Annotated in this window: 31 protein-coding genes; 19 read left to right on the top strand and 12 right to left on the bottom strand. The window is 38.4% G+C overall.

What is annotated here, in order from left to right:
* Positions 1 to 85: 85 nt before the first annotated feature.
* Positions 86 to 1204, bottom strand: a complete 1119-nt coding sequence (locus tag PVV59_RS07760; protein WP_273755572.1) for an adenine-specific methyltransferase EcoRI family protein — start codon at positions 1202 to 1204, stop codon at positions 86 to 88.
* 54 nt (positions 1205 to 1258) lie between these two features.
* Complete coding sequence (locus PVV59_RS07755) at positions 1259 to 1489, bottom strand: DUF6471 domain-containing protein (protein WP_273755571.1); 231 nt, start codon at positions 1487 to 1489, stop codon at positions 1259 to 1261.
* Between the two features lie 115 nt (positions 1490 to 1604).
* On the opposite strand from PVV59_RS07755, the gene PVV59_RS07750 reads away from it, so the two are divergent.
* A complete protein-coding gene (locus PVV59_RS07750) occupies positions 1605 to 1790 on the top strand; it encodes a transposase (RefSeq protein ID WP_273755570.1) in 186 nt (61 codons plus the stop codon).
* A gap of 638 nt (positions 1791 to 2428) precedes the next feature.
* On the opposite strand, the gene PVV59_RS07745 is transcribed toward PVV59_RS07750, so the two are convergent.
* The 7 genes from PVV59_RS07745 to PVV59_RS07710 all read right to left on the bottom strand — a co-directional run bounded on the left by PVV59_RS07745 (position 2429) and on the right by PVV59_RS07710 (position 7802).
* Positions 2429 to 2629, bottom strand: coding sequence for a hypothetical protein (locus PVV59_RS07745; RefSeq protein ID WP_273755569.1), 201 nt, complete (start codon positions 2627 to 2629; stop codon positions 2429 to 2431).
* 128 nt (positions 2630 to 2757) lie between these two features.
* Positions 2758 to 2994, bottom strand: a complete 237-nt coding sequence (locus tag PVV59_RS07735; protein ID WP_273755567.1) for a hypothetical protein — start codon at positions 2992 to 2994, stop codon at positions 2758 to 2760.
* Positions 2991 to 3653: a lysozyme gene (locus PVV59_RS07730; RefSeq protein ID WP_273755566.1), complete on the bottom strand. Its 663-nt coding sequence runs from the start codon at positions 3651 to 3653 to the stop codon at positions 2991 to 2993. The genes PVV59_RS07735 and PVV59_RS07730 overlap by 4 nt, the downstream gene beginning before the upstream one ends.
* Before the next feature lie 995 nt (positions 3654 to 4648).
* Positions 4649 to 5605 (bottom strand): YopJ/AvrA family T3SS effector serine/threonine acetyltransferase, encoded by a 957-nt coding sequence (locus PVV59_RS07725; RefSeq protein WP_273755565.1) that lies wholly within the window; start codon positions 5603 to 5605, stop codon positions 4649 to 4651.
* 140 nt (positions 5606 to 5745) lie between these two features.
* Positions 5746 to 6051 (bottom strand): hypothetical protein, encoded by a 306-nt coding sequence (locus tag PVV59_RS07720; RefSeq protein WP_273755564.1) that lies wholly within the window; start codon positions 6049 to 6051, stop codon positions 5746 to 5748.
* Positions 6052 to 6125: 74 nt separating this feature from the next.
* Positions 6126 to 6362 carry a hypothetical protein gene (locus PVV59_RS07715; protein ID WP_273755563.1) on the bottom strand — a complete coding sequence of 79 codons (237 nt, stop codon included), beginning with the start codon at positions 6360 to 6362 and terminating at the stop codon, positions 6126 to 6128.
* An 858-nt stretch (positions 6363 to 7220) separates the two neighbouring features.
* Entirely contained in the window at positions 7221 to 7802 is a 582-nt protein-coding gene (locus tag PVV59_RS07710; protein WP_273755562.1) for a hypothetical protein, read from the bottom strand.
* A 1212-nt stretch (positions 7803 to 9014) separates the two neighbouring features.
* Here PVV59_RS07710 and PVV59_RS07705 point away from each other — a divergent pair.
* The 11 genes from PVV59_RS07705 (at position 9015) to PVV59_RS07655 (ending at position 15317) form a co-directional block, all read left to right on the top strand.
* The gene (locus PVV59_RS07705) at positions 9015 to 9506 is read left to right on the top strand and encodes a hypothetical protein (RefSeq protein WP_273755561.1); all 492 of its coding nucleotides are present in this window, start codon (positions 9015 to 9017) and stop codon (positions 9504 to 9506) included.
* 9 nt (positions 9507 to 9515) lie between these two features.
* Complete coding sequence (locus tag PVV59_RS07700; protein WP_273755560.1) at positions 9516 to 10061, top strand: hypothetical protein; 546 nt, start codon at positions 9516 to 9518, stop codon at positions 10059 to 10061.
* Between the two features lie 74 nt (positions 10062 to 10135).
* Positions 10136 to 10702, top strand: coding sequence for a hypothetical protein (locus PVV59_RS07695; protein WP_273755559.1), 567 nt, complete (start codon positions 10136 to 10138; stop codon positions 10700 to 10702).
* Positions 10699 to 10896, top strand: coding sequence for a hypothetical protein (locus tag PVV59_RS07690; protein WP_273755558.1), 198 nt, complete (start codon positions 10699 to 10701; stop codon positions 10894 to 10896). The genes PVV59_RS07695 and PVV59_RS07690 overlap by 4 nt, the downstream gene beginning before the upstream one ends.
* Positions 10897 to 10916: 20 nt before the next feature.
* The gene (locus PVV59_RS07685; RefSeq protein ID WP_273755557.1) at positions 10917 to 11261 is read left to right on the top strand and encodes a hypothetical protein; all 345 of its coding nucleotides are present in this window, start codon (positions 10917 to 10919) and stop codon (positions 11259 to 11261) included.
* A gap of 648 nt (positions 11262 to 11909) precedes the next feature.
* Positions 11910 to 12299 carry a hypothetical protein gene (locus PVV59_RS07680; RefSeq protein WP_273755556.1) on the top strand — a complete coding sequence of 130 codons (390 nt, stop codon included), beginning with the start codon at positions 11910 to 11912 and terminating at the stop codon, positions 12297 to 12299.
* 222 nt (positions 12300 to 12521) lie between these two features.
* Positions 12522 to 12884, top strand: coding sequence for a hypothetical protein (locus tag PVV59_RS07675; RefSeq protein ID WP_273755555.1), 363 nt, complete (start codon positions 12522 to 12524; stop codon positions 12882 to 12884).
* 13 nt (positions 12885 to 12897) lie between these two features.
* Positions 12898 to 14070 carry a DUF6990 domain-containing protein gene (locus PVV59_RS07670; RefSeq protein WP_273755554.1) on the top strand — a complete coding sequence of 391 codons (1173 nt, stop codon included), beginning with the start codon at positions 12898 to 12900 and terminating at the stop codon, positions 14068 to 14070.
* Positions 14071 to 14228: 158 nt separating this feature from the next.
* Positions 14229 to 14522 (top strand): hypothetical protein, encoded by a 294-nt coding sequence (locus PVV59_RS07665; protein WP_273755553.1) that lies wholly within the window; start codon positions 14229 to 14231, stop codon positions 14520 to 14522.
* 5 nt (positions 14523 to 14527) lie between these two features.
* A complete protein-coding gene (locus PVV59_RS07660) occupies positions 14528 to 15094 on the top strand; it encodes a hypothetical protein (protein WP_273755552.1) in 567 nt (188 codons plus the stop codon).
* A gap of 46 nt (positions 15095 to 15140) precedes the next feature.
* Positions 15141 to 15317, top strand: coding sequence for a hypothetical protein (locus tag PVV59_RS07655; protein ID WP_273755551.1), 177 nt, complete (start codon positions 15141 to 15143; stop codon positions 15315 to 15317).
* 92 nt (positions 15318 to 15409) lie between these two features.
* On the opposite strand, the gene PVV59_RS07650 is transcribed toward PVV59_RS07655, so the two are convergent.
* Positions 15410 to 15562: a hypothetical protein gene (locus PVV59_RS07650; RefSeq protein ID WP_273755550.1), complete on the bottom strand. Its 153-nt coding sequence runs from the start codon at positions 15560 to 15562 to the stop codon at positions 15410 to 15412.
* A 38-nt stretch (positions 15563 to 15600) separates the two neighbouring features.
* Here PVV59_RS07650 and PVV59_RS07645 point away from each other — a divergent pair, with 38 nt between their 5' ends.
* A complete protein-coding gene (locus tag PVV59_RS07645) occupies positions 15601 to 15726 on the top strand; it encodes a hypothetical protein (protein ID WP_273755549.1) in 126 nt (41 codons plus the stop codon).
* 773 nt (positions 15727 to 16499) lie between these two features.
* Here the strand turns inward: PVV59_RS07645 and PVV59_RS07640 are convergent.
* Positions 16500 to 17015, bottom strand: a complete 516-nt coding sequence (locus tag PVV59_RS07640; RefSeq protein ID WP_273755548.1) for a short-chain dehydrogenase — start codon at positions 17013 to 17015, stop codon at positions 16500 to 16502.
* A gap of 1264 nt (positions 17016 to 18279) precedes the next feature.
* Here PVV59_RS07640 and PVV59_RS07635 point away from each other — a divergent pair.
* From PVV59_RS07635 to PVV59_RS07610, 6 genes are all read left to right on the top strand, one after another.
* Positions 18280 to 18408, top strand: a complete 129-nt coding sequence (locus tag PVV59_RS07635; RefSeq protein ID WP_273755547.1) for a hypothetical protein — start codon at positions 18280 to 18282, stop codon at positions 18406 to 18408.
* Between the two features lie 125 nt (positions 18409 to 18533).
* Positions 18534 to 19091: a hypothetical protein gene (locus PVV59_RS07630; protein ID WP_273755546.1), complete on the top strand. Its 558-nt coding sequence runs from the start codon at positions 18534 to 18536 to the stop codon at positions 19089 to 19091.
* 625 nt (positions 19092 to 19716) lie between these two features.
* Positions 19717 to 19983, top strand: coding sequence for a hypothetical protein (locus PVV59_RS07625; protein WP_273755545.1), 267 nt, complete (start codon positions 19717 to 19719; stop codon positions 19981 to 19983).
* A gap of 801 nt (positions 19984 to 20784) precedes the next feature.
* A complete protein-coding gene (locus PVV59_RS07620) occupies positions 20785 to 21153 on the top strand; it encodes a hypothetical protein (protein ID WP_273755544.1) in 369 nt (122 codons plus the stop codon).
* A gap of 42 nt (positions 21154 to 21195) precedes the next feature.
* On the top strand, positions 21196 to 21612 hold the full coding sequence (locus PVV59_RS07615; protein ID WP_273755543.1) for a hypothetical protein: 417 nt from the start codon (positions 21196 to 21198) through the stop codon (positions 21610 to 21612).
* A complete protein-coding gene (locus PVV59_RS07610; RefSeq protein WP_273755542.1) occupies positions 21567 to 22361 on the top strand; it encodes a DUF6990 domain-containing protein in 795 nt (264 codons plus the stop codon). The genes PVV59_RS07615 and PVV59_RS07610 overlap by 46 nt, the downstream gene beginning before the upstream one ends.
* Positions 22362 to 23134: 773 nt before the next feature.
* On the opposite strand, the gene PVV59_RS07605 is transcribed toward PVV59_RS07610, so the two are convergent.
* Positions 23135 to 23458 (bottom strand): hypothetical protein, encoded by a 324-nt coding sequence (locus tag PVV59_RS07605; RefSeq protein WP_273755541.1) that lies wholly within the window; start codon positions 23456 to 23458, stop codon positions 23135 to 23137.
* Between the last annotated feature and the right edge of the window lie 457 nt (positions 23459 to 23915).

Here is a 23915-nt window from a genome sequence, read left to right as displayed (position 1 = left end):
TCACATCGGATCATGTGATTATTGTCAAACAGCATTTGCCCATCATTATAATCTATATATTCAATGTACATATTAGGCACTCTCATTATTCTGCTTGTATGAGGATTCGTGAGTACATTCGATTACCCTTAATGTAAGCACGGTCTAACTTACCATTCCAATCAGCAACAGCTAAATCACTTAATAATCCATTTTTGACATCTAAATCCATACCAATAATTTTAAATTGTTCAGGGTTGTGTTTGTCTAAAAAGCTAATAGGAACACCCATAATACCTTTATAATCGCTTGGTGTGGCGATAGTTACGGGGACCTCAATGGCGTTGTAATTATCGTATTTTTGATAAGCATTTTTCCCTTGAATTTTCTTATTAAATTTAAGATTTTCTGCCATTGTCATCAGTTGCAAGGGTTGATGTCGTCTGCCATGGTCGATATTTGTAAACCAACGAACGCCTTTTACACGAATATATTTATTCCCCTCGTCATCAATTCTAAATCCTGCTGCTTCAAGTGGGTAGCTTTCAGGTACTCTAAACTCTCTATCACCACTATTAATGGTCGCACCTAACCATGCTTCATTGTTTTTAATGAGTGAAAATATGTCTTTACAGGTAATGGCGTTCATATTTCCAATAATGGAAAATTGTTTATCCGCTTCCACTATCCATGCCAAAAATTCACGAAATAGCGAAAAGGGTGGATTGGTGATAATCATATCCGCTTCATCTCGCAAGGCTTTGATTTCATCTGTTTTAAAATCCCCTGTGCCATTAAGGTAATGCCATTGCAAATCCTTAATATCGACTTTGCCGTCATGGTTATTGTCTTTATCAAGGATGAATATTTTACCCTGTTTTACCGATTTATCTTTGTCATAATTCGGGCTTTGAGTTTCAAATAAAGACGGCTGATAATCAGCTTGTAAATCTTTACTGGTATGTGCGTAACTGGTGCTAATGAGTTTTTTCAAGCCAAATCGTTCAAAGTTTTGAGCGAAATACTTGGTAAAATTACTCCAATCGGGGTCGTCACATGGTAAAAAGACAATTTTACCTCGAAAAACGTTAGCGTCATAGTCAAGGTAGGATTGCATTTCCTTTTCAATATCGTTGTATTGCGTGTAAAACTCATCCTTTTTGGCACTTTTGGCTTTAGATAAGCCACTATTTTTACTTTCAAGATGTGCATCATTATTAAACATATTAAAATCTTCTCAATAAGACCAACTCAAAACTATCGTTTATAAAAAATGTTATTAAATCAAACGAATTTTATTGCACCCAATTGCAGTTAAAACCTGCAACATAAAGTCCGCCCCAAAAGCTCCGCGAGAAATCTTATTGCTAAGGTTTTGTGGGGTTTCCTCAATACCTAAGTCTTTTAACTTTTCTGCCACATCAGCATAGCTAAGGTTTCTAAGGACAATTTCCGCTTTAACAATGCCCTTGGCTTTATTTCGCCATTCATTGCTCTTTGAGTGTTTCATGTCGTATTTTCTCACTATTTAAAACATATAATCATTATAAACGATTATAAATCTATTGTCAAAATTTGTTATAAGGCGTATAATCATCTCAAACGATGATTAACAGGCTTAAATTATGACAAAACACCTCTTACTAACAGCCCATGCTCGTAGTGTGTCGTCACTAGGCATTGTTCGGTTAAGTGATGACAAGTGCCATGCTATGCTGTGTAAATTGCGTTGGGGTAGTACAGAAATCGTGGTTTGTCCGAAATGCCAAGTACAAAATAAAGCCTATTACATTACCAGTCGTAAACAATGATAATGTGAGCATTGCAAACATCGCTTTAGTGTAACATCAAGCATTTTCTTATACCTCACAAGTGGAGGGAGCTAGGGTAAAATACTTAAAGAAAATAAAAATGCCTCTCATGAATATTTTCAAATAGTCAGTTTTTTATAAACAGAGTTTTTATAAATGGGGGTTTTTATAAATATTGGGGATTAGTAATGCGTAGGGTGGTGTCTGATTGCTCTTTTTTTTAAAGTGTAAAGAAAGGGGATTTTAGGCAAGTTAATACTTTTTGCGTTGTTTACTTATGCAATTATTAAAAAAATATCTCTAAATATTTTTAAATTTTTTCGCGATGGTATCTTCCCGATGGGATTTGTGAAGAATGTAAAATATTTTTTATTATCAATATGTTATTTAAAAATGTACGTTGGTATGATCATTTTCTTATGTGAGCAAAGTCGTTGACTCACGCGTTTGTTAAAAATCTCTTTTCATGCCGGTAGAATTAATGTCGCTATAATGCCTGAAAATTCATTGTATAATAGCGTTTGTGAAGCGTGAAAATTCTCCATGAGACGTGAAAAATTATGCATAAAAGCTTCCCGTGTATTCAAAATAACGGGTGTTTTTGAAGATTGAACACGTCTCATGTTTCGTGGTTTACTTTAGAGTTGAATATTTGATTTTTGTGTAAAAATACTTGCCAAGGCATCCATGATGCGTGAAAAATCAAGCGCTAATAGAAAAATGATGAATATAACCCACTTCGTATAGCGTGACATCACTTTTATACTTTTATAAGTCATGATGATTTCTTGAAGAATTTCTTTTTCCTTTTCTGTAAGTTCTGTTTGTTTTCTAGCCATGTTTCCACCCACACAAGCCTTCCCCTTGTTTGTTATGCTTTAAAATATCTCTGGCGAGATTTGAACTGATGTTCGTAAGATCTTTTTGGCCTAAATAAATGGGCATCCAACCAATGCAGGCTGAAGGCTCATTGATTGTTTTTATCGCGCAACCAGTTGTTAAGAGCAGCGCGCACATCAGCATCACTTTTTTGATTAATTTCATTTTCCACCTCGAGCCGTGTTGTTGATGACTTTAGCATTTTTTCTGTTTGCTTTTGCTGTTCAATCTTTTTTCCAAGCCTAAAAGCTTTTGTTAAAGCGATAAAAAAAGCGCTCAGAGCCGCTCCTGTAATCATCAAATTTTTTTTCATCCAGCCCATCATAAGCGTTGCTCCCGAAAGCGTTTTGCGACAAAGAAAATGCCAAAACAGGCGGCTAAAACCATGATGGTTGCCAAAGCCCATTGCACTGGACCATTGCCTGCCAATAAGCCTCCAAGTCCAGAAAAAGAACCAATAATGGGTGTTAGCGCTTCTGCTTTAAAAAAACCCATGGGTTCTTTTGTTTCAACAGTTTGATAATTGGGAGAAACATAAGCTCCTTTTGCCCATAAGCCCGCCTCTGCTGCACGACGATGCACAAGACCGTGAAGACGTTTTCCACCCGCTTTCGTCCATTTTTGTAATTCAGCAGGGACGGCTTCATATTCGTTGTTATTGAGTTTTTTAAGCAGGGTTGATTTGCAAAAAGCCACTATTCCTACATTATAGCAAAACGATACGAGTGCAGCGAATTGTTCATCTGTTAAGGAAACCGTCACATTTTTTGCAACAGCATTTTCAAATTGTCTTAAATCTCGAGAAAGAATTTCTTCGGCTTGTTTTTCCGTGATGATCATACCCTTGTGAACAAATGGTTTGCCAGCCGTACTGGTATGGCCATAGCCAATTGTCCATACCCCAATGGTATCTTTATAGGCTTCTAAACGCAACCCTTCCCATTGTTTAATGAGTGCAAGCCCTTCTGACGATATTTTTCTCATTTGCTTCTCCATAAAATAAAGCCTCACATTCATGTGAGGCTGGTTGACAGATTAAAAATGAATTTTTTCACGCTTCAAGAATAGAAAAGGCGTAAAATTTTGATGAAATCAAAAGGTTGGTCATGACATTTCTAGGGGATATTTCCAGTGGACCTTCCAAAAGGGATACAAGGGGATATTCCAAGGGGGATATTCCAAGGGGGGGGAATGCTTGGTTGGGGTCGATGTACGCTCATAGCTATTCGCAGGGGGCTGTGCACAAGGGGAGTGAGTGTAGAGAGAGCTTGTATGGAACGCTAGAAGCTATTGCTCGTGCGGTAGGGTTGGTATTGATAACATGGGGCATGTGGAGAGTGTTGAGGGAGAGGTGCTGGTGTGGGTGGTGATGCGGGTTAGGGGCTCAAACTTTTTGAGGGATATGGCGTGTCATATTTTGCTCTTTTGAGAAAAGGATAGTGGTGCAAAAGAGTAAGGTGTTTTGTGAAGGAGAAGAGGGGGTGTTTTTCTTTGGTTGATGGTGAGGATTAGTTTTGAGATTTCCTCTGTGGGCTGGTTTTTTTAAGGGTGTCTTGTTGGTGGGAGCTGTTGATTGAGCTACGATAAGCGTACTCCGTTGCGGTTATTTGATCCGATGGCATGAAAGTGCTTGAGAGGAAGCGATATTCTTAGAAAAATAAGCGTGGGTATAGGCTTTGATTGAAGACGAAAGCATTCAATATTTTACTCGTTTAGCGTTTTGTCTATCGACATCAAGGATTATTGCGAACAAGAGCTTTGGGGAGAATAAGAGCTTTGGAATTTTTATACAGTTTTAAAAGAGGCTGGTTTTGAGAGAAAATTTGATAGGATAACAGCCTTTTGCTTTTAACAGACAAGTTGTTTGCTATTTTTGCTTTATGAATGAATGGAAAAGCCGCTTTTCTTATTGCAATCTTAGCCATAAAAAAGCAGTGTTTTGTACTTGATGAAGAGGGAATAGGGGAAAAGACTTAAAATTACATCATCAAAGATTTGTATTCCGTAATCCTTTTTTTGTGGGGGGAAACAGACATGGTTTTTTCCCCTTTTTCCGTTAAGTTTTTTTCAAACCTCTCAGTTAGAGTTTCCCCTTTTTTGTTGACTTTTTCATGGGCGGCTTCTGGATTGGTTTTGAGATAGTGTTCAAGACGTCTTTTTCCTTGCGCATGTTTATAAAAAGTGGTTGGAAGATAGGAATCTAACTTTTCAGCGGGTAAAGGTGTCTTGGGTTCACATAATACACCCTTAACATTATCCTTGTGCATTCTTGTTAATTTATCAGATTCAAGATGAAGCTTTTTGGCAAGGTTTAAACTGAACATCCCGCATTCAGCAGCGCTTCGCTGAATATCCATTTCGGCCATGGCAAAAGAATAAGGAGGGAGTGGAAGACTTGCAAGGGTTTGATTTATTTTTATTCCTAGTTTCCAAGCACTGATATTATTGAATGTTGTAGGTTCAAACATGATCAAAGATATTTTATCATCAATAATTTTATAATCCATCGCCGCAAAATGGATTCTGCTTCCCATATTGACGATAAATTGGGAAGATTTTGCGCCACTTTCGATTGTTTCTTTGAGTGCGTGGGTAAGTTTTTCAGCTGTAAGAGCTAATTTCAGATTCATCCCTGGATATTTCCTGTTGGCTTTTTCGACGAGAGCCGGCATCAGTCTAATATCGGTATCTTCATAATTAGCAAAAATCCAATGGCCTGTAACGAGATCATCTTCTAAGTCTGCAATAATTGCTTTTAATTCTTCAGAGCTAGGGGGTACATTTTCTTCTTCTAGGGCGTTTTTTTGTAAACGGGCAATAAGGCTTTCTAAGGATTCATCGGGGCTTGGATCTTCTTGTGCATGCCCACTTTCTTGCGCACTTGCCCCTTCTTGTGTGGGGAATGAATGAGGAGGAGATGAATCTTGTGGTTTCATATGATTAATCTTATCTCTTGATAATTGATCGGCAATATTATTTTCTTACATTCTGGCCAAATGATGTTTTGAAAAAAAGCACTTGTCTCTTGAAGATTAAAAGAAAAAATCATTTTTGTGATCTTTTTATAAGAAAACGTTTAAAGAGAGAAGCTTTCTTCGTTTAAAAAAATCTGTGTGTTTTTTACAGCTGTAAAATCTGTAAAAATTGGAGGGAATTTGCAGGTGTTTGCAACGCTATTTTTATATTTTAAGTTTTTTCTATTGCCGGGCTCATTTCCATGAAGAGAGGACAGTTTTTTTTCAACAGTTCCTTCGTGTGAAAAAATGATATCATCCAAAAGAGCCATTGAGCCAACAATGGCTATTTTTTCAACAAATATTCCCTGAAATATTCCCTGTGGATTTTTTCCGCAAAAAAGATCATTTTCATCCTCTGCGATCAAATTATCCTGCTATGCTCGTAAAACACTGTCCTTTGAGGGTATCTGTTTCTTAAAGATTGGTTATGATATGTTTTTTAAAGGTGTGGGGACTCTAGGCTGGTTTGTTGTGCTTTAAGCCCCCGCAAATCGGCTGAAAGGGGGAAGCGCTTTCTGTGGATCTCAAGTGTTCCTTGGCTTGAAAGGCTTTGTTTCTTTACAAAGCAATGTGGGTTTACCTTAATCCTTTGAGATGTCGGGCTTTGCAGTGTGGGGTGGCTCAAAATATACTGTGCAGCAACAGAGATCGCTGTGTTCAGCTTATTGCTGTTCATGTTCTTGTTCAGCGTTTTTGTGATCTCTTGTATTGGTGGTTTTAGTTTTTTTTAAGGGGGCGGGTGCTTTATGGGAAGGGGTGTGGAGCCAGTTTGCTTTGAAGATCTCGAAAGACTGGTATGCGTGCGATAAAACAAAGGCAATTAAAAAGACAGAAATTAAAAAAGACAGAAGGTATTCCCAAACAGTCAATTTTTAACGCTTCAAACAGTTACCTCCCTAAACAGTAAAACTTTTTTACAACGCTAGGATATTGTTTCTATTTTATGTATTGCTCCTATACATTGTTGCAAAACATACTGTTTTATAACAAATTTCATTAACAGCCTCTCACAACACAAAAATTTAATGGTGATTTAGTGGATTTAACGGTGATTTAGTGATGAAATTTAGACACAAAAACCCTTTTACCGCATCTGTCATTAAATACGATTTTTCATCTTCTGTCAACAAAAAACAATGATTTTTCCTTTTTTATCCTGGAAATAAAGCTATACGAAAAAAGCGCACTCATTAGTTGTTTCTGGGGGTTGTATTTGGGGGTTGGAAAATATATTGCCTTATATGGGGAAGTTTTTTTGATACGGCTTTTTACAACAGAGAGGTTTTTTGAAGAGAGGGACGGGTTGCTCGTAAAACACTGCCCTTTGAGGGCGTCTGTTTCTTAAAGATCAATTGTGATGTGTTTTTTTTAAGGTGTGGGGGCTCTAGACGGGTTTGTTGTGCTTTAAGCTCGCAACTCCTATTAACAAGGGAAAGCCCTGTTGTTTTCACGTGCAATTGAGGTTTATTTTTTTAACGGGCGTGGGTTTTTAGATGCTTTAGCCTTTGTGAGGGGGGGAAATGAAGGGTGTTTCTTAGTGAATGTTCTTTTGGCTAGAACAGTCAAAATGTTTATAAAGGGCATCAAGAATAAGGCGTAGTGAGTCAACAAACGTTGGTAGGGGCTGATCTTCACTCACAAGATATTGTAAGGCCGCATGAAAGTTGTGTTGACGATGCAGATTTTGTGCTTCTTTAATCACTTCTTGCATCGCTTCATAGCGTTGCGTTGCTTTTTCAACCCATTGATTTTTTGCTTTCTCATCAGAGGCGTTATGCTTAAAGCCGTCATAATAGCCGTTTGGTAAACCTTTGGCACATAAATAGTCGTTTCTGGTTTGTAAATATTGTTGCGCCGTGTCATATTGCTCTTGACTGATGCCGGATGAATCCCCTTTATAGCCAAGCAAACAAAGACGCCCAATATAGGTGCCCACAAGCGGATTTTTGGCTTCTTGTAAGCTTAAACCAAAGTGTTTCGCACGCATTTCAATGGCTGATTGGAGCGCTGATTGAGAGGCCGATTTTCGAAGGCCTTTGGCGCGTGAAATACGGCCATTGGGTTCTCTGAGTTTACCTGTTATTTTCGGTCTACCGCGTTTTTTACCTATTTTCATGAATTTACCATTTGAATGAAAAAACTGTCTGTTGGTGGGGGACAGGGATTGTAAAAAGCACTTGAAGAAAATAATGGAGGAAGAAAATACTGAGGAAATATAAGCCATTGTAGCGCAAAGGAGACGGAAGTCTTTAAGTGTAGAAGTAATGTTATGGGGTAGCAAAAATCATCTTTAAGATATTTTCTATCATTTTTATTCCACCCCCATCATGCTTATCTTTTTAGCAGAGATCGCAGATGATTTGCTTTCTACAGATTTCTCAACGGCTCGAGAAAAAAGTGAAAAATTTTTCTCATATGTGAATGAAAAGTCATATGTGAGTGAAAAAATAAAATTCCACGAGGCTTTCTCCCTTAATTTTTCTCATACAGTCCTTATCTCATAAGGCTTTATTTCTTCTCATAAAATTATTGGGGGATTCTTTGGGCTGATTGGGCTTTTTTCTTGATGAGCACTTTGCGAAAACTTTTCAATTATCTCCTTATGATAAAGGCATTCATTTGCTCTTAGGGTTTTGCTCTTTATAGGGTTCTTTATCGATATAATCCTTTATAGAGGATATTTTTCGGATAACGAAGGGGGAGAGAACGCTTGTAAAACAGATTTATTCATGTACGTTATTATAACATAAGATGTCCTATACTTTCAAATAAAATAATTATTTATCGGTTTAAAATAAATGCTCAAGAATCAAGCGACTGGGTTTGGTGATGTTCTTTTTATCTCCTTTATAGAGGCTATAAGTTTTCTTTTGCTCCTTTGAGTCTGGGCATAAGAAGGGGTCCTGTCGTTTAAAGGGGGGTGATGCCCTATCCAAAAAACTGAAGATCGCCAGAGAAAAGCGATATTTAAGAGAAAAGCGATATTTAAGAGAAATGTGGTTTTTAAAAAGAAAAGGGGCGTTTATAAAACTTGGGGTATAAAGCTGGGGACTTGTGAGAGACAAAACTTTTCTTGTTAATGTTAAAAGAAGGGCTTTTTAATTGAAGAAATTTGAAAGATGTTGTCGGGGTATTTGGGCTTATAAGCATTGAGAGAAAGTGTATTGTTGTCCCGTATTCAAGGCGTTTTAAAAAGAAAGTAAAAAAGTTTAAAAGAAAGTATTAGCGCTTGCGTCATGATGAGAAGAGTGCTAGAGAGCTCCATCACGCTGTTTCGTGTGTTATCAAATATTGAAGCGTGAGTATTTTAGATATGGGGGTGATCCATATGATGAGAGATCAATCACAACAGAAACCTGCCCGTGAGGGGACAGCTTTTATCTCACAGTCCGTGTTAGAACAGTCAGCAGCTTTTAAAAAGGGCATGGTTCTCTCCACAAAAGATTATGTCATCATTTGTTGCTTGGCTATCCTCTTATTGGTGCTTTTTGTCACTTCTCTCTCTATGAAGCCTTGGGAATTTTTTGACATTTCTAAAGAACAGCTTCAAGCAATGGAGTCCCAAAGTTTTCAAGAAATGACTCAAAACTCTTTTAAAAATCCTATCATTGAAAATCTGCGTGATGCGGGGTGGAAGGGTGTTTGGGCTTTTTTATGTTTTATACCGTCAATAATTTTGAGTTCTCTTGTTATTTTTTTTCCACTCTTTTTTATTCTCCTCGCCATTTTTAAACGGGACGTGAAGGAAATGATGCAGCTGTGGGAAACAGTGTCAGAGCAGCAACCTTTAGACAACCAATCTCTCGACACAAGATTATAGGGGGAACATGTGAACGCTTCTTTCATCATTGGATGGTTGATTGGCGCTGGGACAACAATCTTTATTTGTGGTGCATGTTTCTTGGTACTCTTTTCTACCGCGAAGATCGTTTTGGCACTTTATTATTCTTTGATAAAACGGACAATCTTGTTATTGAAAATGCGATGGAAATTAAACAAGAGTCCAGCGCAGAATTTGAGGCATGATCAGACAGAGAGAAGGGGACAGACAGCCCTTGCGACACAATTGAGTGCTCTTTCTTTTAAAGAATCTTTGGAACTTTCAAGAGAAGAGTCTCGAATACTCTTTTCGATCATTTTCGTTATGTTGGTGCTTTTCGTTGGTTTTATCGTTTTTGCAGCCTTTCTGCCAAAATCTGCGATTTGTTTGCACAATCATACGCCTATACTGCTTTACGTTATTGACTTTGTCATGGGGCTGCTGTTTTGGGTCTGGTCGTGTATTGTGGTGGCTTTGCCTATCATTTTAATTCTCTATAGTCTCCTTCAGTGGGGCGTGGAAAAAACAGTCAAGAAATTAGAAACATTTGCTTGAGCAGAGAATGGAAATAATGATTTCCATCTCAAGGCGATAAAGAAAAAAGGCGATAGAGAAAAAAGGGGAACGTTATGATAAAATATTTGGTTCTTTTAGGGGGCCTCATTATTGTCATTTTAATATTTATGGTCTTTGTTAGGTTTCCTTACCGGTTGATCAAGCACATGAGGGTGTCCTTTAAACTTGCTCGAGAATTGAAAAAGAATACGACGCAACAAAAGCAAGCCATACAACGCTTGTGTAATGACTGGGAAGAAATGAAAAGACAGAATCTCACGCATAAGACCCTTGAGGAAAAAATGCGCTTGCTTAATTTCAAAGAATCTCTGCCTCTTTATGCAAAAGAATGTAAAATAATCTTTTCTATCCTTATTCTTATTTTTCTTCTAGAACTTACTGTCTCTACCACGAATTTCGTATGGTGGAAGAGTGATCGTGTTGCCTTTATCATGCTGATCTGGACCCCTATATGGGTAGGAACTCTGCTCGTTGTTCCCATCATTGGGGTCATGGGTATAAAATTAACCAGAAAATTAAGAGAAACGCTTCTAAAATTGGACGAAGCCATAGAACAGCGCGATCAGGCAATTCGTGTGCAGAATGCGCAAAGTGAAAAAGAGCAAGGGGGAACAAAATGACCAGTAGTCTTATAACATTAGCAGTCTGTTCTATTCTGTTATTTACGCTCTTAAATGCTTTAATATGGGTGCCCATTGTTGTCATTTATTATCTGTTTATCAAGCGTGCGCGGCTCTATTGTCGTGTGAAAAAAGAGCTAAAATGTGTGCTCAATGAACGTGATAGCGCCTTACAACAGATCGCTCAAAAGTGAAAAAGTGAAAAAATGAAAAAATGAAAAACAGCAGCCTGTTTGATCAGAAAAAGCTTTCGCTTGTTTGGACCGACTATAAAAAAATATTCACTCTTTCGACCGTCATGGTGACACTTCCGACAATTATAATGGTTATCGTGAAGGTATGGAGAAGGAAGGACTTTTTTTCTATGAGTGTCTTAGAGCCATTGGTATGGGTATTTGCCGGTGCTTTTTTATTCTTACCCATTGTTTTTATAATGCTTTTTATCGTTACCCATCAGTTGAAGAAAATGATAGGGCAATTGGAAGAAGAGGTTGAGCAGAAAAAAACACCGATGATCATCTATCATGAACTCTCTCATAAAATCGAGGGGGAAAAGTGAAGGAAAAGAAGAAAATAAAGCATTCTGCTCTTTTTCTAGCATCTTGGGGCTTTCGCGCTTTAAGGGGCGGTGGTGAGATCCTTTGAGTACAAAAGCTTTTATGAGCTTTTAGAGGCTTTAAGACAAGCATAAAATCCATTTCCACCACGCTTTGGTGATGGTTTAAGGGTAGGCTTTGGTGATCGCTTGGTGGACTCCAAGCTGTTCTCAAGACAAAGCAACGCACGGCTGATTTTCTTGAACTGTTTTGCTTTTCTTGTAAAAAGTACTTCTCTTGGAAAAAAATACCACTTAAGAACTTTAGAACCAGAGACTGAAAAAATCTGCAAGCGTGAAGGAGAAAGTGTACAATTCTGCAATAGAGAGATGGCTTTTATAAAAAAGTGGGTTGAGGAGACAAAATAGGTATTTAGACAACGAGGAAATAAGAGAAAAGAAAGATATATGATGCGCAGAGAAAATATGCCTTTGAAGTTAAAAGAAAAAATGCTTTCCTCCTATTGTTTTCATAAAAGATGAGAAAAGATAAGATAAAGACAAGTGTAATTGATCTCAAAGCCATTCATGGTGATGAATTGTATTCATTATCAGGAATAAAGTTTCGCTTTATGCAAATAGCTTAAAATTTTAGATAAATGAGGGTAAAAAATGAGACATAATGGGGGGAATTTAAGATCAGATAGGGGGAGAAATTCAAGATCAGATCAGGAATTATCAGATCAGGAATTGCGGTCTTTTTCTTTAGAAGAAATGTTGCTGACACGCAAAAATTATAAAATTATCTTTTGCTTTGCTTTTATTCTTGAGGCTTTTAAAGGGGTACTTGTACTGTTATTTAAGTGGGATTTGACAGATTGGTGGAATTATAGTCTTTTCATTCTCATATTAATATTGTTTGTTCTATCCGTGCTTCTTTTTTTATTGATCCCTGTTGCTTTTGTCGTCCGTGTTATTTTTACGCATTTGTTGAAAAAAAAGATTGCTCAGTTAGAGAAAGTTATTGGTCAAGCGGAGAAAAATTCCTTCTTAATAAAGTAAATGCGTGAAGAGGAGGGCAAAATGAATACACAAATCTTTCTATCTTTTCATGCTTTCTAGGAGTACTTTTATGGGCGTGATGTTTGATCAAGGGAAAAAATGAGTGGTTGATCTCAAAGCGGTTGATCGTACTAAATTGAATTCATTGTAAGGATAAAAGCGTCGTTTCATGAAAATAGCTTTAAAATTTTAGACAAATTTTAGACAAATGAGGGATAAAAAATGAGGCACCATGAAAAAAATGCAGCATTGGATGGAAACCCACGGGTTTTTTCGTTGGAAGAAGCGTTTTTGACACGCAAAAATTATAAAGTCATCTTTTGCATGACTTTCACTCTTTCAGCTTTGAGAACGGCTCTCTTTTTACCAGCATTGCTTGAGGTGAAGTTGACAGAGTGGGAAGGTAGTGTTGCGGCTATTCTCTTGCTTATCATGCTGTTTATATTAGATTTAGTTTTTATATTGATCCCTGTTGCTTTTGTCGTCCGTATCACTTTTACCTATTTGTTGAAAAAAAAGATTGCTCAGTTAGAGCAGGTAATCTGGAAGCGGATAGCGGCGACATATCGGCAAACGAGTGCGTGAAGGGGAGAGCAAAATGAGAGGTATCGATATCGTTGTCCTATTTTCATGGGGTGTGGGCGTGACGCTTTTTACACTGATTTCTGCTGTGGTCATGATGTTTATTTGGGCATTGTATTATTCTGCTTTTAAGCGGGTGAGATTATATTGCCAAGTGAGGAAAGAATTAAGATATGTGCTTAAACAACCGGTCTCTTTTGAACCGCTGAGTGGAGAAATACCGATGATGAAGCCATCATTTGAGGAAAAAGAATACAAGGATTTTTCTCTTGCTGATGAGGAAATTCTCACGATGGAAAGTGCAACGGCGCTTTTAAAGAGTTTGGGGGGAAGGATAGAAATTGAAGGAAAAGGGGATCATTTGGCAACCTTCTTTTTACCAGATCGTGAAGTGCAGTTTCTTTATAATGCTGAGAAGGGGTATCCGCAATTTGATTGTGCCATTGCGGTGGTTTCTGGTATCCATGCGGCGGCTTGCCAAACGATCGATCCTTATAATTCTGGAAGCTTGATTTCTCTCGAATTGAGTTTTGATCTGAAGGGATTGGAAATTTTTGAAGAAAAGATCAGTGCGGGGTGTTTACGCCATGCGCTTGAGAAAGCTTTAGAAAAGGCTATGGCCGAGGTTGATCTTGGCAACATGCTCCGTTCTCAATATCACATTCTTCCGTGGGAACACAAAGTTGTGGACCTTAAGTTTTCATCTTATTCGCTGCGTTATCTTGCGGCTCTCGCTTTGATAGGGGATGTTGAAACTTTAGACTCCTATCACAAAAGCTTTATGAAAGGTGAGAGATTGGGCTTTGAGACAAGCATTCAAGAAGAGCATCTGGAACGCGCGATAGCGATTGCTAAGGCGGTAGAAGAGACAAAACAGCCCAGTTATGATCTGCTTCAACAGACGGCAAAGAGTTTTTCTATGGAGGTGGAGAGTTATGACTATTTTAGGATCAAAGATCCAAATTTTTGCAATAGAAGACGCTCTGGTTACGAAAATTTGCTCGAGGAAAAAAGAGAAGAATTAAGGCAACAGGGATATATAGTATACGAAAAGGACACGATTTGTGAGGTTGATGGGAAAAAAGCGCGTCCCCATATTCTTTACATGAAGGATGGAGAAGTAGAATATATGGATGTAAAATTTAAGATTGATAAAAAAATTATTGAGAAGAATAAAGAATTTAGATAAATCACATAAAACTCAAATCTTAAAATAGCGTATAAGAATGAGAAAAACAGAGGGGATCAATGCAGGAGAAAAACGCAATATTGGGAGAGTCTTTCTTTTCATGCAAAAAATTTATGCTCTCTTTAGTGGCGGGCTGTAAGGGGGGGGAAAGGGATCAAATGATCGGGCGCTCCTTTTACACAATGTTTTACACAATGTTTTATACGGGCCTTATCATGATGGCTTTAGAAGTTCCTGCGGGTGCAAAAGCTCTGATAGAGCCAGAGCAGTGGACAAGATGGAAGGGAATCGGGTCTCTTATTTTTCTCTTACCGGTGTTGATTTGGTTTTGTCTTCTCACGCCTCTTCCAATCCTTTGGGGGATTCGTCGCGTTAAAGAGCGCAAATTGGAAAAAAATAAGGCAAAAGCTGAAAGAAGAAACAAAGCTGTCAAAGATCGATTGATGAGATGATCGCCATGAAGAGGGAGATTATTGTCCTTTTTATTTTTTTTCTGCCATTTGGTTGTTTTCTTCTCGAGGCTGTGACGGTCTTTGCTCTTTTTGTCATGATGATGATTATGGTGCCTTATTATTCTTTAATCAAGCGTTTGAGGCTCTATTTCAGAGTAAAAGAACAAAGACGTTTGATGAAAGAACAGCCGCAGCGTTTTTGTTTCTCTAAAAAAAGCCTTAAAGAGATCGTGCAGCAAAATTTAGCACCGAACACAGAAATAAGTTCTCATGCGTTTAAAAAATGGTTCTCTTTTTCCAATAAAGATTATGTTATCCACGCGTGCCTCTCTTTTATCGTTATGGTTTTCAAAGTTTATGTCTATGTGACTTTCTATACAGAGGTAAATTTTTTGAATGATGAGGAGAGATTTATCTCTATGATTATTTTCTTTTTTTACTTTGTTGTTTGCTCGGCATGTATTTTTGCAACGGTTCCTGTTATTATAATCCTTCGTGAAATTTTAACCTCTCGGCTAAAAAAGAAGATTCAGCAATTGGAAGAAGTGACTAAAGCCCCCCCAATCAATTAATTTATAAAGGGAAGAGGCAATTAATTTATAAAGGGAAGAGGTGAAAATGCATAATGAGATGGCGGCGGCTTATACGATCGCTTTTATGACTCTGCTGGGGGGGCTTTTGGATTTGTTCTTAATGGTCCCCATTGTGGCACTGTATATTTCTTTTATCAAACGTTTGATATCCTATTATAAGGTTACACGGCAATTAAATGCAGCGCTGAAAAAGCGCCTGTAGTTCTCAATGACGTAGAGGAATCCTTTTAGATCGTGCCCTTGCTTCATGGTCTTGAGGGGGCATAGAGGCTATGATGCACACCGTTGTTTCTTTCATTTTACATTTGCTTTTGCTTTTGCTTTTACTTTTACTTTTGTGTGAAGGGGGCTGATACCAATCAATTGGCTAATAGGTTTGAGATGGTATTGGCTTTCTACGGTTTTCTGTAAATAAGAAAAATCGTAAAAACGTGGAACTGTAAGCATAAGGGGCTTTTATCAAGAGTATGAGCAATTGGGGATGATTGGGTGAAGAGGGCGTGAATGGAGGTGTAGGAGCCAATGGAGAGGCTGGAAAAGTACAGAAGAAAGGTGGAATTGGTATGGGGAAATTAGGAAAAGTTTTGTTTGGAGAATGGGGGAAAGGTTGAATTGCTGGGGATTTGAGGGCTGGGAAAGCTGTTATGTGGAGCATGTGGTTTGAGGAAGGTGTGGGGGCACTGAAAGGCTAAGGAAGATGAGAAACACGTGTGGTGTTCTCTGCTTCTTTTATCAAATGTTTTTTTACCATAAGGTCACAGGATCATGAGATTCAGCGCTGAAAAAGCGCGTGTAGTTCTTAATGACGTAGAGGAATCCTTTTAGATCATGCCCTTGCTTCATGGTCTTGAGGGGGCATAGGGGATGATGCACACCATTGTTTCTTTCATATTACATTTACTTTTGTTTGAAAGGGGGGCTGATACCAATTAATTGGCTAATAGGTTTGAGATGGTATTGGCTCTCTACGGTTTTCTGTGAATGAGTACAATCGTAAAAGCGTGGAACTGTAAGTACAAGGGGCTTTTATCAAGAGTATGAGGGATTGGGGATGATTGGGTGAAGAAGGCATGAATGGAGGAGTAGGGGGGGGTAAATGGAGGTGCCGGAAAAGCACAGGGGAAGGGTTGAATTGGTGGGAGGAGTTGGGGAAAGTTTTTTGGGAAGATGGGGTTTTAGAAGGGTGCGGGGAGGTGTTTTGTACCACTTTATTGAAAGATTTGGCTTTTAAAACTATCGACTTTATTGTCTTCTCAAGATTGCTATGGAGACGTGTTTATTCTCAATGCCCATGATTTTGAGAGAGTGTCGTTTAAGAGAAAGTTCGCAGCACAGCGTTTGGAGGGCGCTTGCTTGTTCAAGAAAAGCAAAAGGAGGGATTGAATTACAAGTTTTGTTTCTTCAGATGATTTTTTATGACATCGAGGATCTGTTGACTTATCTCCTGATGGGTCAGCCAGCGTGAACCTTTGGATGTTTTCTTTTGTCCTAATTGAATAGAGATGAAATCAACCTTATTTTTGCGTGCGCACTCAGTGATCATTTGATCATGAAGGTTGGAACCAAAAACATGAAGAATACACGGTGGTTTAGGCAAAAGCGCTAACTGTTCAATTAACGCGCAAGAAAAGGCAAAGGCGGATGAATGAATCCATAATATGCAATATTTTAAACCATGCCATTGCTTCACGGCTTCTAAAAATTGTGTTCGTGATGGTGCATAATCATAATCCAACGGGATACACAACTGCTGTTTTTGTAATGCCTCAAGCTGAACTTTGGGGGAAAGAAAGCGTGCGGCGATAATGGCTTCTTTTGGCTTAAGAGATTGACAAAAAGGAGAAAGCATTTCTGTGCCCCCTACGACTAAATAACGATATTGCGTATCTTCTTTTTTCATGTCTCCCCCTTTTGCTTTAAATGCGTTGCTTTAAAACTGTACACATTTCATCAGAAAGTTGTTTACAACGTGTTTGTATCTCTGTGTTTGTATCTCTTTCCTTATAAACTTGCCAAGGAAAACCTTTACCCTCTAAAGAAAAATCCTTGTCTAAAAGAGGTTATTTGTCATCGCGCGTCATCCATAAAGTGAACGCACGGACCTGCTATCAATGTGCAGATGGTGGTGCGCATTTGGGGGGGGTGCACTCTCATGAGAGATAAGCACAACGGGTTTATTTCAAAAGGCATTATAAGCGCAAGAATCAAGCGTATTTTTTTAAACACACAACTATGAGCCTTAAAAAAGGGCATTTGAGATCCCTCGCACCACTGCAATGGTTTTTACAAACAAGCCGACCACAGCACTTGAATGAGCCTCACTTTGATGATGATTGGGATCGACATTCAGGCAAGAGGGGGTGCTTTGTCATTCAATCCAATGAAGTGGGGTCCTCTGTTTTACAAAGCAATCCGCTAAATAACTGGTTCGTTGTTATTCATGAGAGGTGATGCGCAGACCACAAAATATTGCTCTCTTCAAGAGGATTTTTTCCCTGAAAGGTCTCACGGCAAGGCTTAAGGTTTATCAGTAAGAATGCTCAATATCCCTTATGCTGTCATAAAGAGCAATTGTGATTGTATTCCATGGTCATGGAATCAATAAACCAAGTATTGTTGAAAAAACATTCCTTAAAATGTGGAAGAGAACGTTCGCACTTTCATTTATGCTGAAACATTCTATCTCAAAAATAGCTGCGATCTCAGATGGATATTGCTGAATATATTTTTCATTATTGGTTTGTAAGCCCCCCAATGAAAAGTAGAAAAGCTCTCCTTTGAGCGATTATTGATCCTTCGTTGAATGAGCGTGCATTAAGATTTTTCATGGTCCATTTTTTTAGGTTGAATTTTTTAGATTGCATCAATCACTTTCTTTAAAATCATGAAGATGGGTTAGAGAGAAATGATTGAGAAAAAATGCTTTTTATGAACCTTCTCAAAAGGGCTGGTGCGGGCGTGGGCGTGTGAGGGGGTGCAGGAGGGGCTGTAAGGGAGGGTGTGGGCGGGGGGCTGGTTTGTGGCGGTGGATCGGGAGCTGTGGGCGGCTGGTGTGCGTGTGTGTGGGTGAGTGGTGGGGGTGCAGGGGGGTGATGGAATGAGGTGCTGAATTTTTATAGATTTATCAGAGTGTTATTGCGATACCATTCATGGGGAGCTATGAAATGGGGGTGATAAGCCTTGGTTTGGAAGTGTTCAGGCGTGTGCTTCTTTACAACAAAACCGTGAAGAGGCGGTCTTTAATGGTTGGCATTATCAAGATTGAGGGGATCCGTGTATGGGGGCAAGATTGAGGATATCTTGCTCTCTTTGAGGATTTCTATTGGGTGAGAATGCGTTTTACTTAAGAGATGGTTTGTGTCAAGAAAGAAAAAAGAGTTTTGCCAATAAGGGAATTTTGTAAATAAGGGAAGAGCAAATGAAGGGGAAAAATTTAATAGGGGGTAAAGGAGCGCGCTCTTTTGCTCTTGAAGAGTCCTTTCTTTCCTATAAAGAGCATAGTATCATTTTTCTTATTTCTGTGATCGTGGCGCTGTGTGGGTGGTTTTTTTTGATATTCTTAGAATTCAAAAAGCCGTTGACTATTGCTCAAGAGAACACGCGTTTTGCCTTCTTTGTGCTGCGTGAAGTCATCATGGTCTGTGTGTTTGCTTTGATGCCTGTTTTCTTGGTGCTTTATCTCATCTTAACGCATGTGTTGAAGAAAAAGATTCAGCAGTTGAATGAAATACTTTTGCAACGGGGGCAAACAACCAATCAACAAAATCATTCTGAAAAAATCGATAGAGAAAATATAAGCCGTTTTTTTATCGCATTCCTTTGTTTTATCATTTTGCTTGAAATGTCTTTTACGGCAGGCGTTGTCATGCTGATTTTGGAATTCTATTCTTTTTTCTTTAAGCGCGTGAGATTGTATTGTAACGTGAAACGCGAATTAAAACATGTCAAGAGCCAAGGGCTCTCACCATTATCTTGAGGGGGAAGAAGCCATGTTCAGCCATTCTCGTGATACAACGCGTGACATAAGAAGAGGAGAGGGGTGAAGAATCATCAGAGAGGGTGATGACGCCCATGTCGTTTGTGAGGAGGAAAATGCTCTTAACGTCATTTGGAGGGTAAGAGCGTTTTTAAAAAAAGAGCGTTTTTTTAAAATCTCTGGGAGATTGATTCGAAAATAAGAAAAGAGCCATGGAGAGAAAAACCATGTGTTGCACTTTATCATGGGGCTTAAAAGAGGGGGGGCTTAAAAGAGGGGGCGTGAAAAAGAAATGCGCTTATATAATAAAGGGAAGAGCAAATGAAGGGGAAAAAATCAGTATTTTATAACGAACTGCTCAATTTTTTTGAGAAAGAGTTTTCTTCTGTGCGAGAGTATTTTGTCATGAGTCTCCTCTCACTCATGATTGAGCTTTAGAAACAGAATCTTCTTTCTACCCTTGTTAGAGTCCCAAAAACCATTGACAGGGGAGCAGGCTAGTTCTCTTTTTCACACTGTATGTGCGCTCTGGACAGTTATTGGTGTGGGTGTTGTGGTTTTGATCCCCGTTATGGTGATCCTCTACATCATATTGTGGTGTTTGTTGCTTAAAAAGGCGCGCATATTGAACAAAATAAATGAGCAACGGGGGAAAATAACCCCTCAGCAAAAACAGCGCGATAAAAAGGGTGTGAGCGTAAAAATGGACGAGCTTCTTGTGACAATATTGGGTCTTGTACTTATATTCGTGACAATTTGGTTTGCAATTGTTCCCATGATGATTTTGCAACTTTATTACGGTGTCTTTAAGTTGGCGAGAAGATATGGCTTTTTAAAAAAAGAACTAAAAAGCCTGTTGAAAGAACAGGATTCAGCCTTTGAAAAATCATGAGCGAAGGGAAATTTTTTTGAGAAAATGCTGAGAAATTGAAGATTGATGGGGAGTGCTCTCGATAACATTTTACCTTTAAAGTTTTGAGAGGGGCTTGAGGGGCGGCCATACAACATTGCTTTAATAACATTGCTCTCATAACATTGCTCTAAAGGAATGGGGAGGGTGAATGGCATTTTTTTGGGAAAAAAGCGCAAATTGTAGACGGTCATTGAGTAAGGGCTGTGTGGGAGTAAGGGCTGTGTGGGAGTAAGGGCTGTGTGGGGTGAGAGGTGTGTGTGGAGCTTAGAATGGAAGCTTTGGGCTTATTTCATCATTTGAGTGGAGAGGATCGGTAAAAGAGCCGTTTTGAGTAGGCGATTGCGGTCTTTAAGGGCTGGTTCCTTATTCTTCAGCGCCTTGTTTATAGAGGTTTTGAGATGAATTTTATAGCGTGAGAGCTCGGAAATTTTCTTGACAAAAGGGGAGCTTTTGGGGAAAGAAAAAGCGCGGATTGGAACTTATGTGTTTTAAAGATTGGCGCGGGTTGAAAATCTTCACTGTTTGAGGAAGGAAAGCGGGGAAAGATCCCACAAATATTATTATTTTTATATTATTATTTTTTATGATTTTATACATGAGGCAAGCCATGAACCGCCTGTGCTCTTTTTTTGAGTCTGGATTTTACCTGCATGCCTCAGTTGCAAAAAAATCCAGAAATGAGAAGAAGCGCTCTTGTGTATGAGAGCTCATAAACTCTCTCTCGCATAGGCTTTAGCAAAGAATAAGAGGGGGGCTTTGTTAAAGAGTGAGAGGGAATAAATGAAAGAGCAAAATTGGAAATCAGAGAAAGAAACGCATAAAAGTACCCATTCTTTTGCGTTCCAGCAAGCGTTGCTCTCACCAAGGGATTATAAAGTTATCTTCGCTCTTGCTGTTCTCATTATCCTTTGGAGAATGATTCTAGAAACACCAGATGTCTTAAATTGGCAGCTGACAGGGTGGCAATATGCGGTGCATCTCGTGATCTTTAAGGCGACGAACTTCATTATGGGCTGTGCCATTCTTTTTATTCCGGTGATGTTCCGGATTCGTCGCAGCGTGACGGGGCAATTGCAAGAAAATATTCAAAAATTAGAAGAAGCATTCTCTGTACGAGAGCTCATAAACTCTCTCTCGCATAGGCTTTAGCCAAGAATAAGAGGGGGCTTTAGCCAAGAATGAGAGGGAAAAATGAACAGTAATCCTATCGTCGTACGTCTCTTGGATCCTGAGTTCTGGGTGATGATTGTTGTTTTCATGGTCATTATCATGCTGGTTTTGGCTCTTTATATTTCTGTCTTCAAACGGATGAAAATGAATTTCAAAGTGAAAGGCGCGCTGGAACGCGTACTGAAAGAAAATGATCTGGCAACACAGCAGTTTTGGAAAGACGAAGCTGTGGTGCTGGAGAGGCGTTTGCAACAAGAGGGAAAAGAGTTCTTGATCGATGATGATGAAATTCTCACCATGGAAAGTGCAACAGCGCTGTTAAAAAGCTTGGGGTGGTCTGTAGAATTGATGAGAAAAGGTGATCATGTGGCAATGCTCTTTTTGCGCTCTTTTTGCCTGATCGCGAAGTGCAGTTTCTCTATAACGAGAAACACATAGAAGAATTTTCACCCTTTGATCGCGGACTTCTCGTGATGAGCGGTATTTTTGCGGCGGCTTGTTATACCATTAATCCTCTTAATTCTGGGGTTTTGCCAACGGTATTTATAAATTTTGTCCCCAATGGATTGGAAATTTTTGAAGAAAAAGTAAGTGCGCAGCGTTTAAAGAAAGAACTTGATAAAACTTTAGCATGGATCATGGAAGAGGATTCTTTGCATGAAATGCTTTGCTCTCAATATCGTATTCCACCTTGGGAAAGAGACTCTTTAGTATGGTCAACCGTTGAAGCAGAGGCAGCTCCTTATGCGCTGTTGCATCTTGGTGCTCTTGCCTTGCTGGGGGATGTTGAGACTTTAGGTTCTTATGATGCAAGTTTTTCGCGAGGTGAGAAGCTTGGTTTTGATGAAACCATTGAAAAAATCCATCTGGAACGCGCAATGGTGATGGCTCAAGAGGTGAAAAGGGTAGGAAATTTTAGTTACGATTTGCTGGAACAGGTGGCAAAGATCTGCGCCATAGACGTGGAAGATTATCAACTTTTCAGAATGAGAGATCCGAATGCGTGCAATAAAAAACGAGATTTTCATCAAAAAATAGTCGAGGAGAAAAAACAAGAATTAAAGGAACAAGGATACGTTGTGAGTGATGAACCTCTCATCGTAGAAGCTGAGGGGGTCAAACATGCGCCTGATATTACTTATATCAAAGAGGGTGAGCCTGCATTTATGGATATAAAAATTGATTAGTAGGCACATTTGTTAAAAAATCCCTCCTATTTTAAAGAACAAGCGTGCTTGTTGAAAGAAGTATAAGCACCATGATTGAAAGATTTTTACCCCAAAGCAATACAAGAAAAATACAAGGGGTAAAATACACAATAAAAGCAAAATATAAGGGCTGAAAAAAATCAAAAAGTACAGCAGGTTTTAAAAAAGTAAGCTGAAAATGTTTTCTTATTCAAGATGAGGGGCGGACAAATGAGGGTCAATTTGTTCCTTTCTTGTTTTTTTAAAGATCTCTTCCTTTTTTTAAGAAAAGCCGTTTTTTATGTGAAAAAAAGCACGCTAGATATGAGAAAATATTTAAGCTTAAGTGAAAAAAACATCATTATTGATTGCGTAAAAAACTCTTCTTTCCGGTGAGGGGATATGGGTATGAAATCTAGGGAATATGGTACTTTGTTTATTGAGGCTTAGTTTATTGAGGCTGAAAAGTGAATTTTCGCAAGCCACACTGCCCACGCGCATTTTCTTGAAAGAAGAGAAGAATTGACTGCAAAACGGCAAAATTATGGTTTATCTTTGACTAAAGCCGTATGAGCTCTAGAGCTTAAGGGCTAGAGCCTGAGAACCCTTCAAAAGGAGGAACGATTAAATCAAGTGCTGTTTTTGAGAAGCTGATTTTTGGTCCATAGAAATACAATACAAATTAAAACAAAAGCCCTTTTTTAAAAGGGCTTTTATTTCATTTTATGTTATATACAAAATGTATAAAACTTTATTTTAAGAACTTTTTTATCTTATACTTTTGCAGAAACCATTTGCATAAAATATATCAATATTGAGACTAAAAAACTAGCAATGGCATTTAATAAACTTTTTCCTTTTTCATAGATAGCATCTATTGATGCTTGTTCTGATTCAGTTCTATTCGCTGTTCTCAGTATATTCAATGTATCCAATGGGCTCATTACTTGTTTAAAAAGATGTAAATGTGTCTTTTTAACAGTATAAGGAGCAACAATAGGAGAGGGCTCTTGATTGACTATACGATCAGACTTTTGAATTGCAAGAGCTAAACCGCTTGTAATTGCCCCCGCTATAAAAAAATATCTGATATTCATAGTTTTTCTCCTATATTTATTTATAGAAATAAATATCGATACGTATCATATATAAATTCACTTTAAATGACCATAGTAAAAAATACAAAAGTCATAAAAAAGAATAAACTTTGTCTATATTTTGACAAAATTTACCCTTAATTGGCTAAACAAAATCCTTTATGATTCTATTTTACGGATATTTTAAAAAAGCTCGAAAGCTTTGTCCGGAAGTGGAATCCCGTAAGATGGGTGGCAAAAGAACTTCTGTAAAAGTTCTTTTTGTACCATTGACCAAAGATTTATAAAATGAGGGTTCATTAAAATTAAAATGAGACGTGATGAAAATTGAGTCAAACTCGTAAAGGGAAGGATACACTCTTTTTTTAAGGCTAGAGTGTACCCTTTATAAGACTTGGATATATGCCATGAGGGTTAGGCATATATCCCTTGAGGGGAAGGATGCACTCTTTTGAGG

The sequence above is a fragment of the Bartonella sp. MM73XJBT.G genome (genome assembly GCF_028618435.1).
Classification (GTDB): Bacteria; Pseudomonadota; Alphaproteobacteria; order Rhizobiales; family Rhizobiaceae; genus Bartonella.
This window is presented reverse-complemented; position numbering and strand designations above follow the sequence as displayed.

Excerpts from the sequence above, each read along its gene's own strand:
- PVV59_RS07670 (WP_273755554.1), top strand. The coding sequence starts at position 12,898 with ATGAGAGGTATCGATATCGTTGTCCTATTTTCATGGGGTGTGGGCGTG.
- PVV59_RS07650 (WP_273755550.1), bottom strand. The coding sequence starts at position 15,562 with ATGCTTACAGTTCCACGTTTTTACGATTTTTCTTATTTACAGAAAACC.
- PVV59_RS07760 (WP_273755572.1), bottom strand. The coding sequence starts at position 1,204 with ATGTTTAATAATGATGCACATCTTGAAAGTAAAAATAGTGGCTTATCT.
- PVV59_RS07615 (WP_273755543.1), top strand. The coding sequence starts at position 21,196 with ATGAACAGTAATCCTATCGTCGTACGTCTCTTGGATCCTGAGTTCTGG.
- PVV59_RS07620 (WP_273755544.1), top strand. The coding sequence starts at position 20,785 with ATGAAAGAGCAAAATTGGAAATCAGAGAAAGAAACGCATAAAAGTACC.
- PVV59_RS07635 (WP_273755547.1), top strand. The coding sequence starts at position 18,280 with ATGGGGGTGATAAGCCTTGGTTTGGAAGTGTTCAGGCGTGTGCTTCTT.
- PVV59_RS07715 (WP_273755563.1), bottom strand. The coding sequence starts at position 6,362 with ATGAACAGCAATAAGCTGAACACAGCGATCTCTGTTGCTGCACAGTAT.
- PVV59_RS07710 (WP_273755562.1), bottom strand. The coding sequence starts at position 7,802 with ATGAAAATAGGTAAAAAACGCGGTAGACCGAAAATAACAGGTAAACTC.
- PVV59_RS07680 (WP_273755556.1), top strand. The coding sequence starts at position 11,910 with ATGAGACATAATGGGGGGAATTTAAGATCAGATAGGGGGAGAAATTCA.
- PVV59_RS07695 (WP_273755559.1), top strand. The coding sequence starts at position 10,136 with ATGATAAAATATTTGGTTCTTTTAGGGGGCCTCATTATTGTCATTTTA.
- PVV59_RS07750 (WP_273755570.1), top strand. The coding sequence starts at position 1,605 with ATGACAAAACACCTCTTACTAACAGCCCATGCTCGTAGTGTGTCGTCA.
- PVV59_RS07755 (WP_273755571.1), bottom strand. The coding sequence starts at position 1,489 with ATGAAACACTCAAAGAGCAATGAATGGCGAAATAAAGCCAAGGGCATT.
- PVV59_RS07660 (WP_273755552.1), top strand. The coding sequence starts at position 14,528 with ATGAAGAGGGAGATTATTGTCCTTTTTATTTTTTTTCTGCCATTTGGT.
- PVV59_RS07685 (WP_273755557.1), top strand. The coding sequence starts at position 10,917 with ATGAAAAACAGCAGCCTGTTTGATCAGAAAAAGCTTTCGCTTGTTTGG.
- PVV59_RS07705 (WP_273755561.1), top strand. The coding sequence starts at position 9,015 with ATGATGAGAGATCAATCACAACAGAAACCTGCCCGTGAGGGGACAGCT.
- PVV59_RS07690 (WP_273755558.1), top strand. The coding sequence starts at position 10,699 with ATGACCAGTAGTCTTATAACATTAGCAGTCTGTTCTATTCTGTTATTT.
- PVV59_RS07730 (WP_273755566.1), bottom strand. The coding sequence starts at position 3,653 with ATGAGAAAAATATCGTCAGAAGGGCTTGCACTCATTAAACAATGGGAA.
- PVV59_RS07745 (WP_273755569.1), bottom strand. The coding sequence starts at position 2,629 with ATGGCTAGAAAACAAACAGAACTTACAGAAAAGGAAAAAGAAATTCTT.
- PVV59_RS07640 (WP_273755548.1), bottom strand. The coding sequence starts at position 17,015 with ATGAAAAAAGAAGATACGCAATATCGTTATTTAGTCGTAGGGGGCACA.
- PVV59_RS07735 (WP_273755567.1), bottom strand. The coding sequence starts at position 2,994 with ATGATGGGCTGGATGAAAAAAAATTTGATGATTACAGGAGCGGCTCTG.
- PVV59_RS07725 (WP_273755565.1), bottom strand. The coding sequence starts at position 5,605 with ATGAAACCACAAGATTCATCTCCTCCTCATTCATTCCCCACACAAGAA.
- PVV59_RS07665 (WP_273755553.1), top strand. The coding sequence starts at position 14,229 with ATGATCGGGCGCTCCTTTTACACAATGTTTTACACAATGTTTTATACG.
- PVV59_RS07630 (WP_273755546.1), top strand. The coding sequence starts at position 18,534 with ATGAAGGGGAAAAATTTAATAGGGGGTAAAGGAGCGCGCTCTTTTGCT.
- PVV59_RS07605 (WP_273755541.1), bottom strand. The coding sequence starts at position 23,458 with ATGAATATCAGATATTTTTTTATAGCGGGGGCAATTACAAGCGGTTTA.
- PVV59_RS07655 (WP_273755551.1), top strand. The coding sequence starts at position 15,141 with ATGCATAATGAGATGGCGGCGGCTTATACGATCGCTTTTATGACTCTG.
- PVV59_RS07675 (WP_273755555.1), top strand. The coding sequence starts at position 12,522 with ATGAGGCACCATGAAAAAAATGCAGCATTGGATGGAAACCCACGGGTT.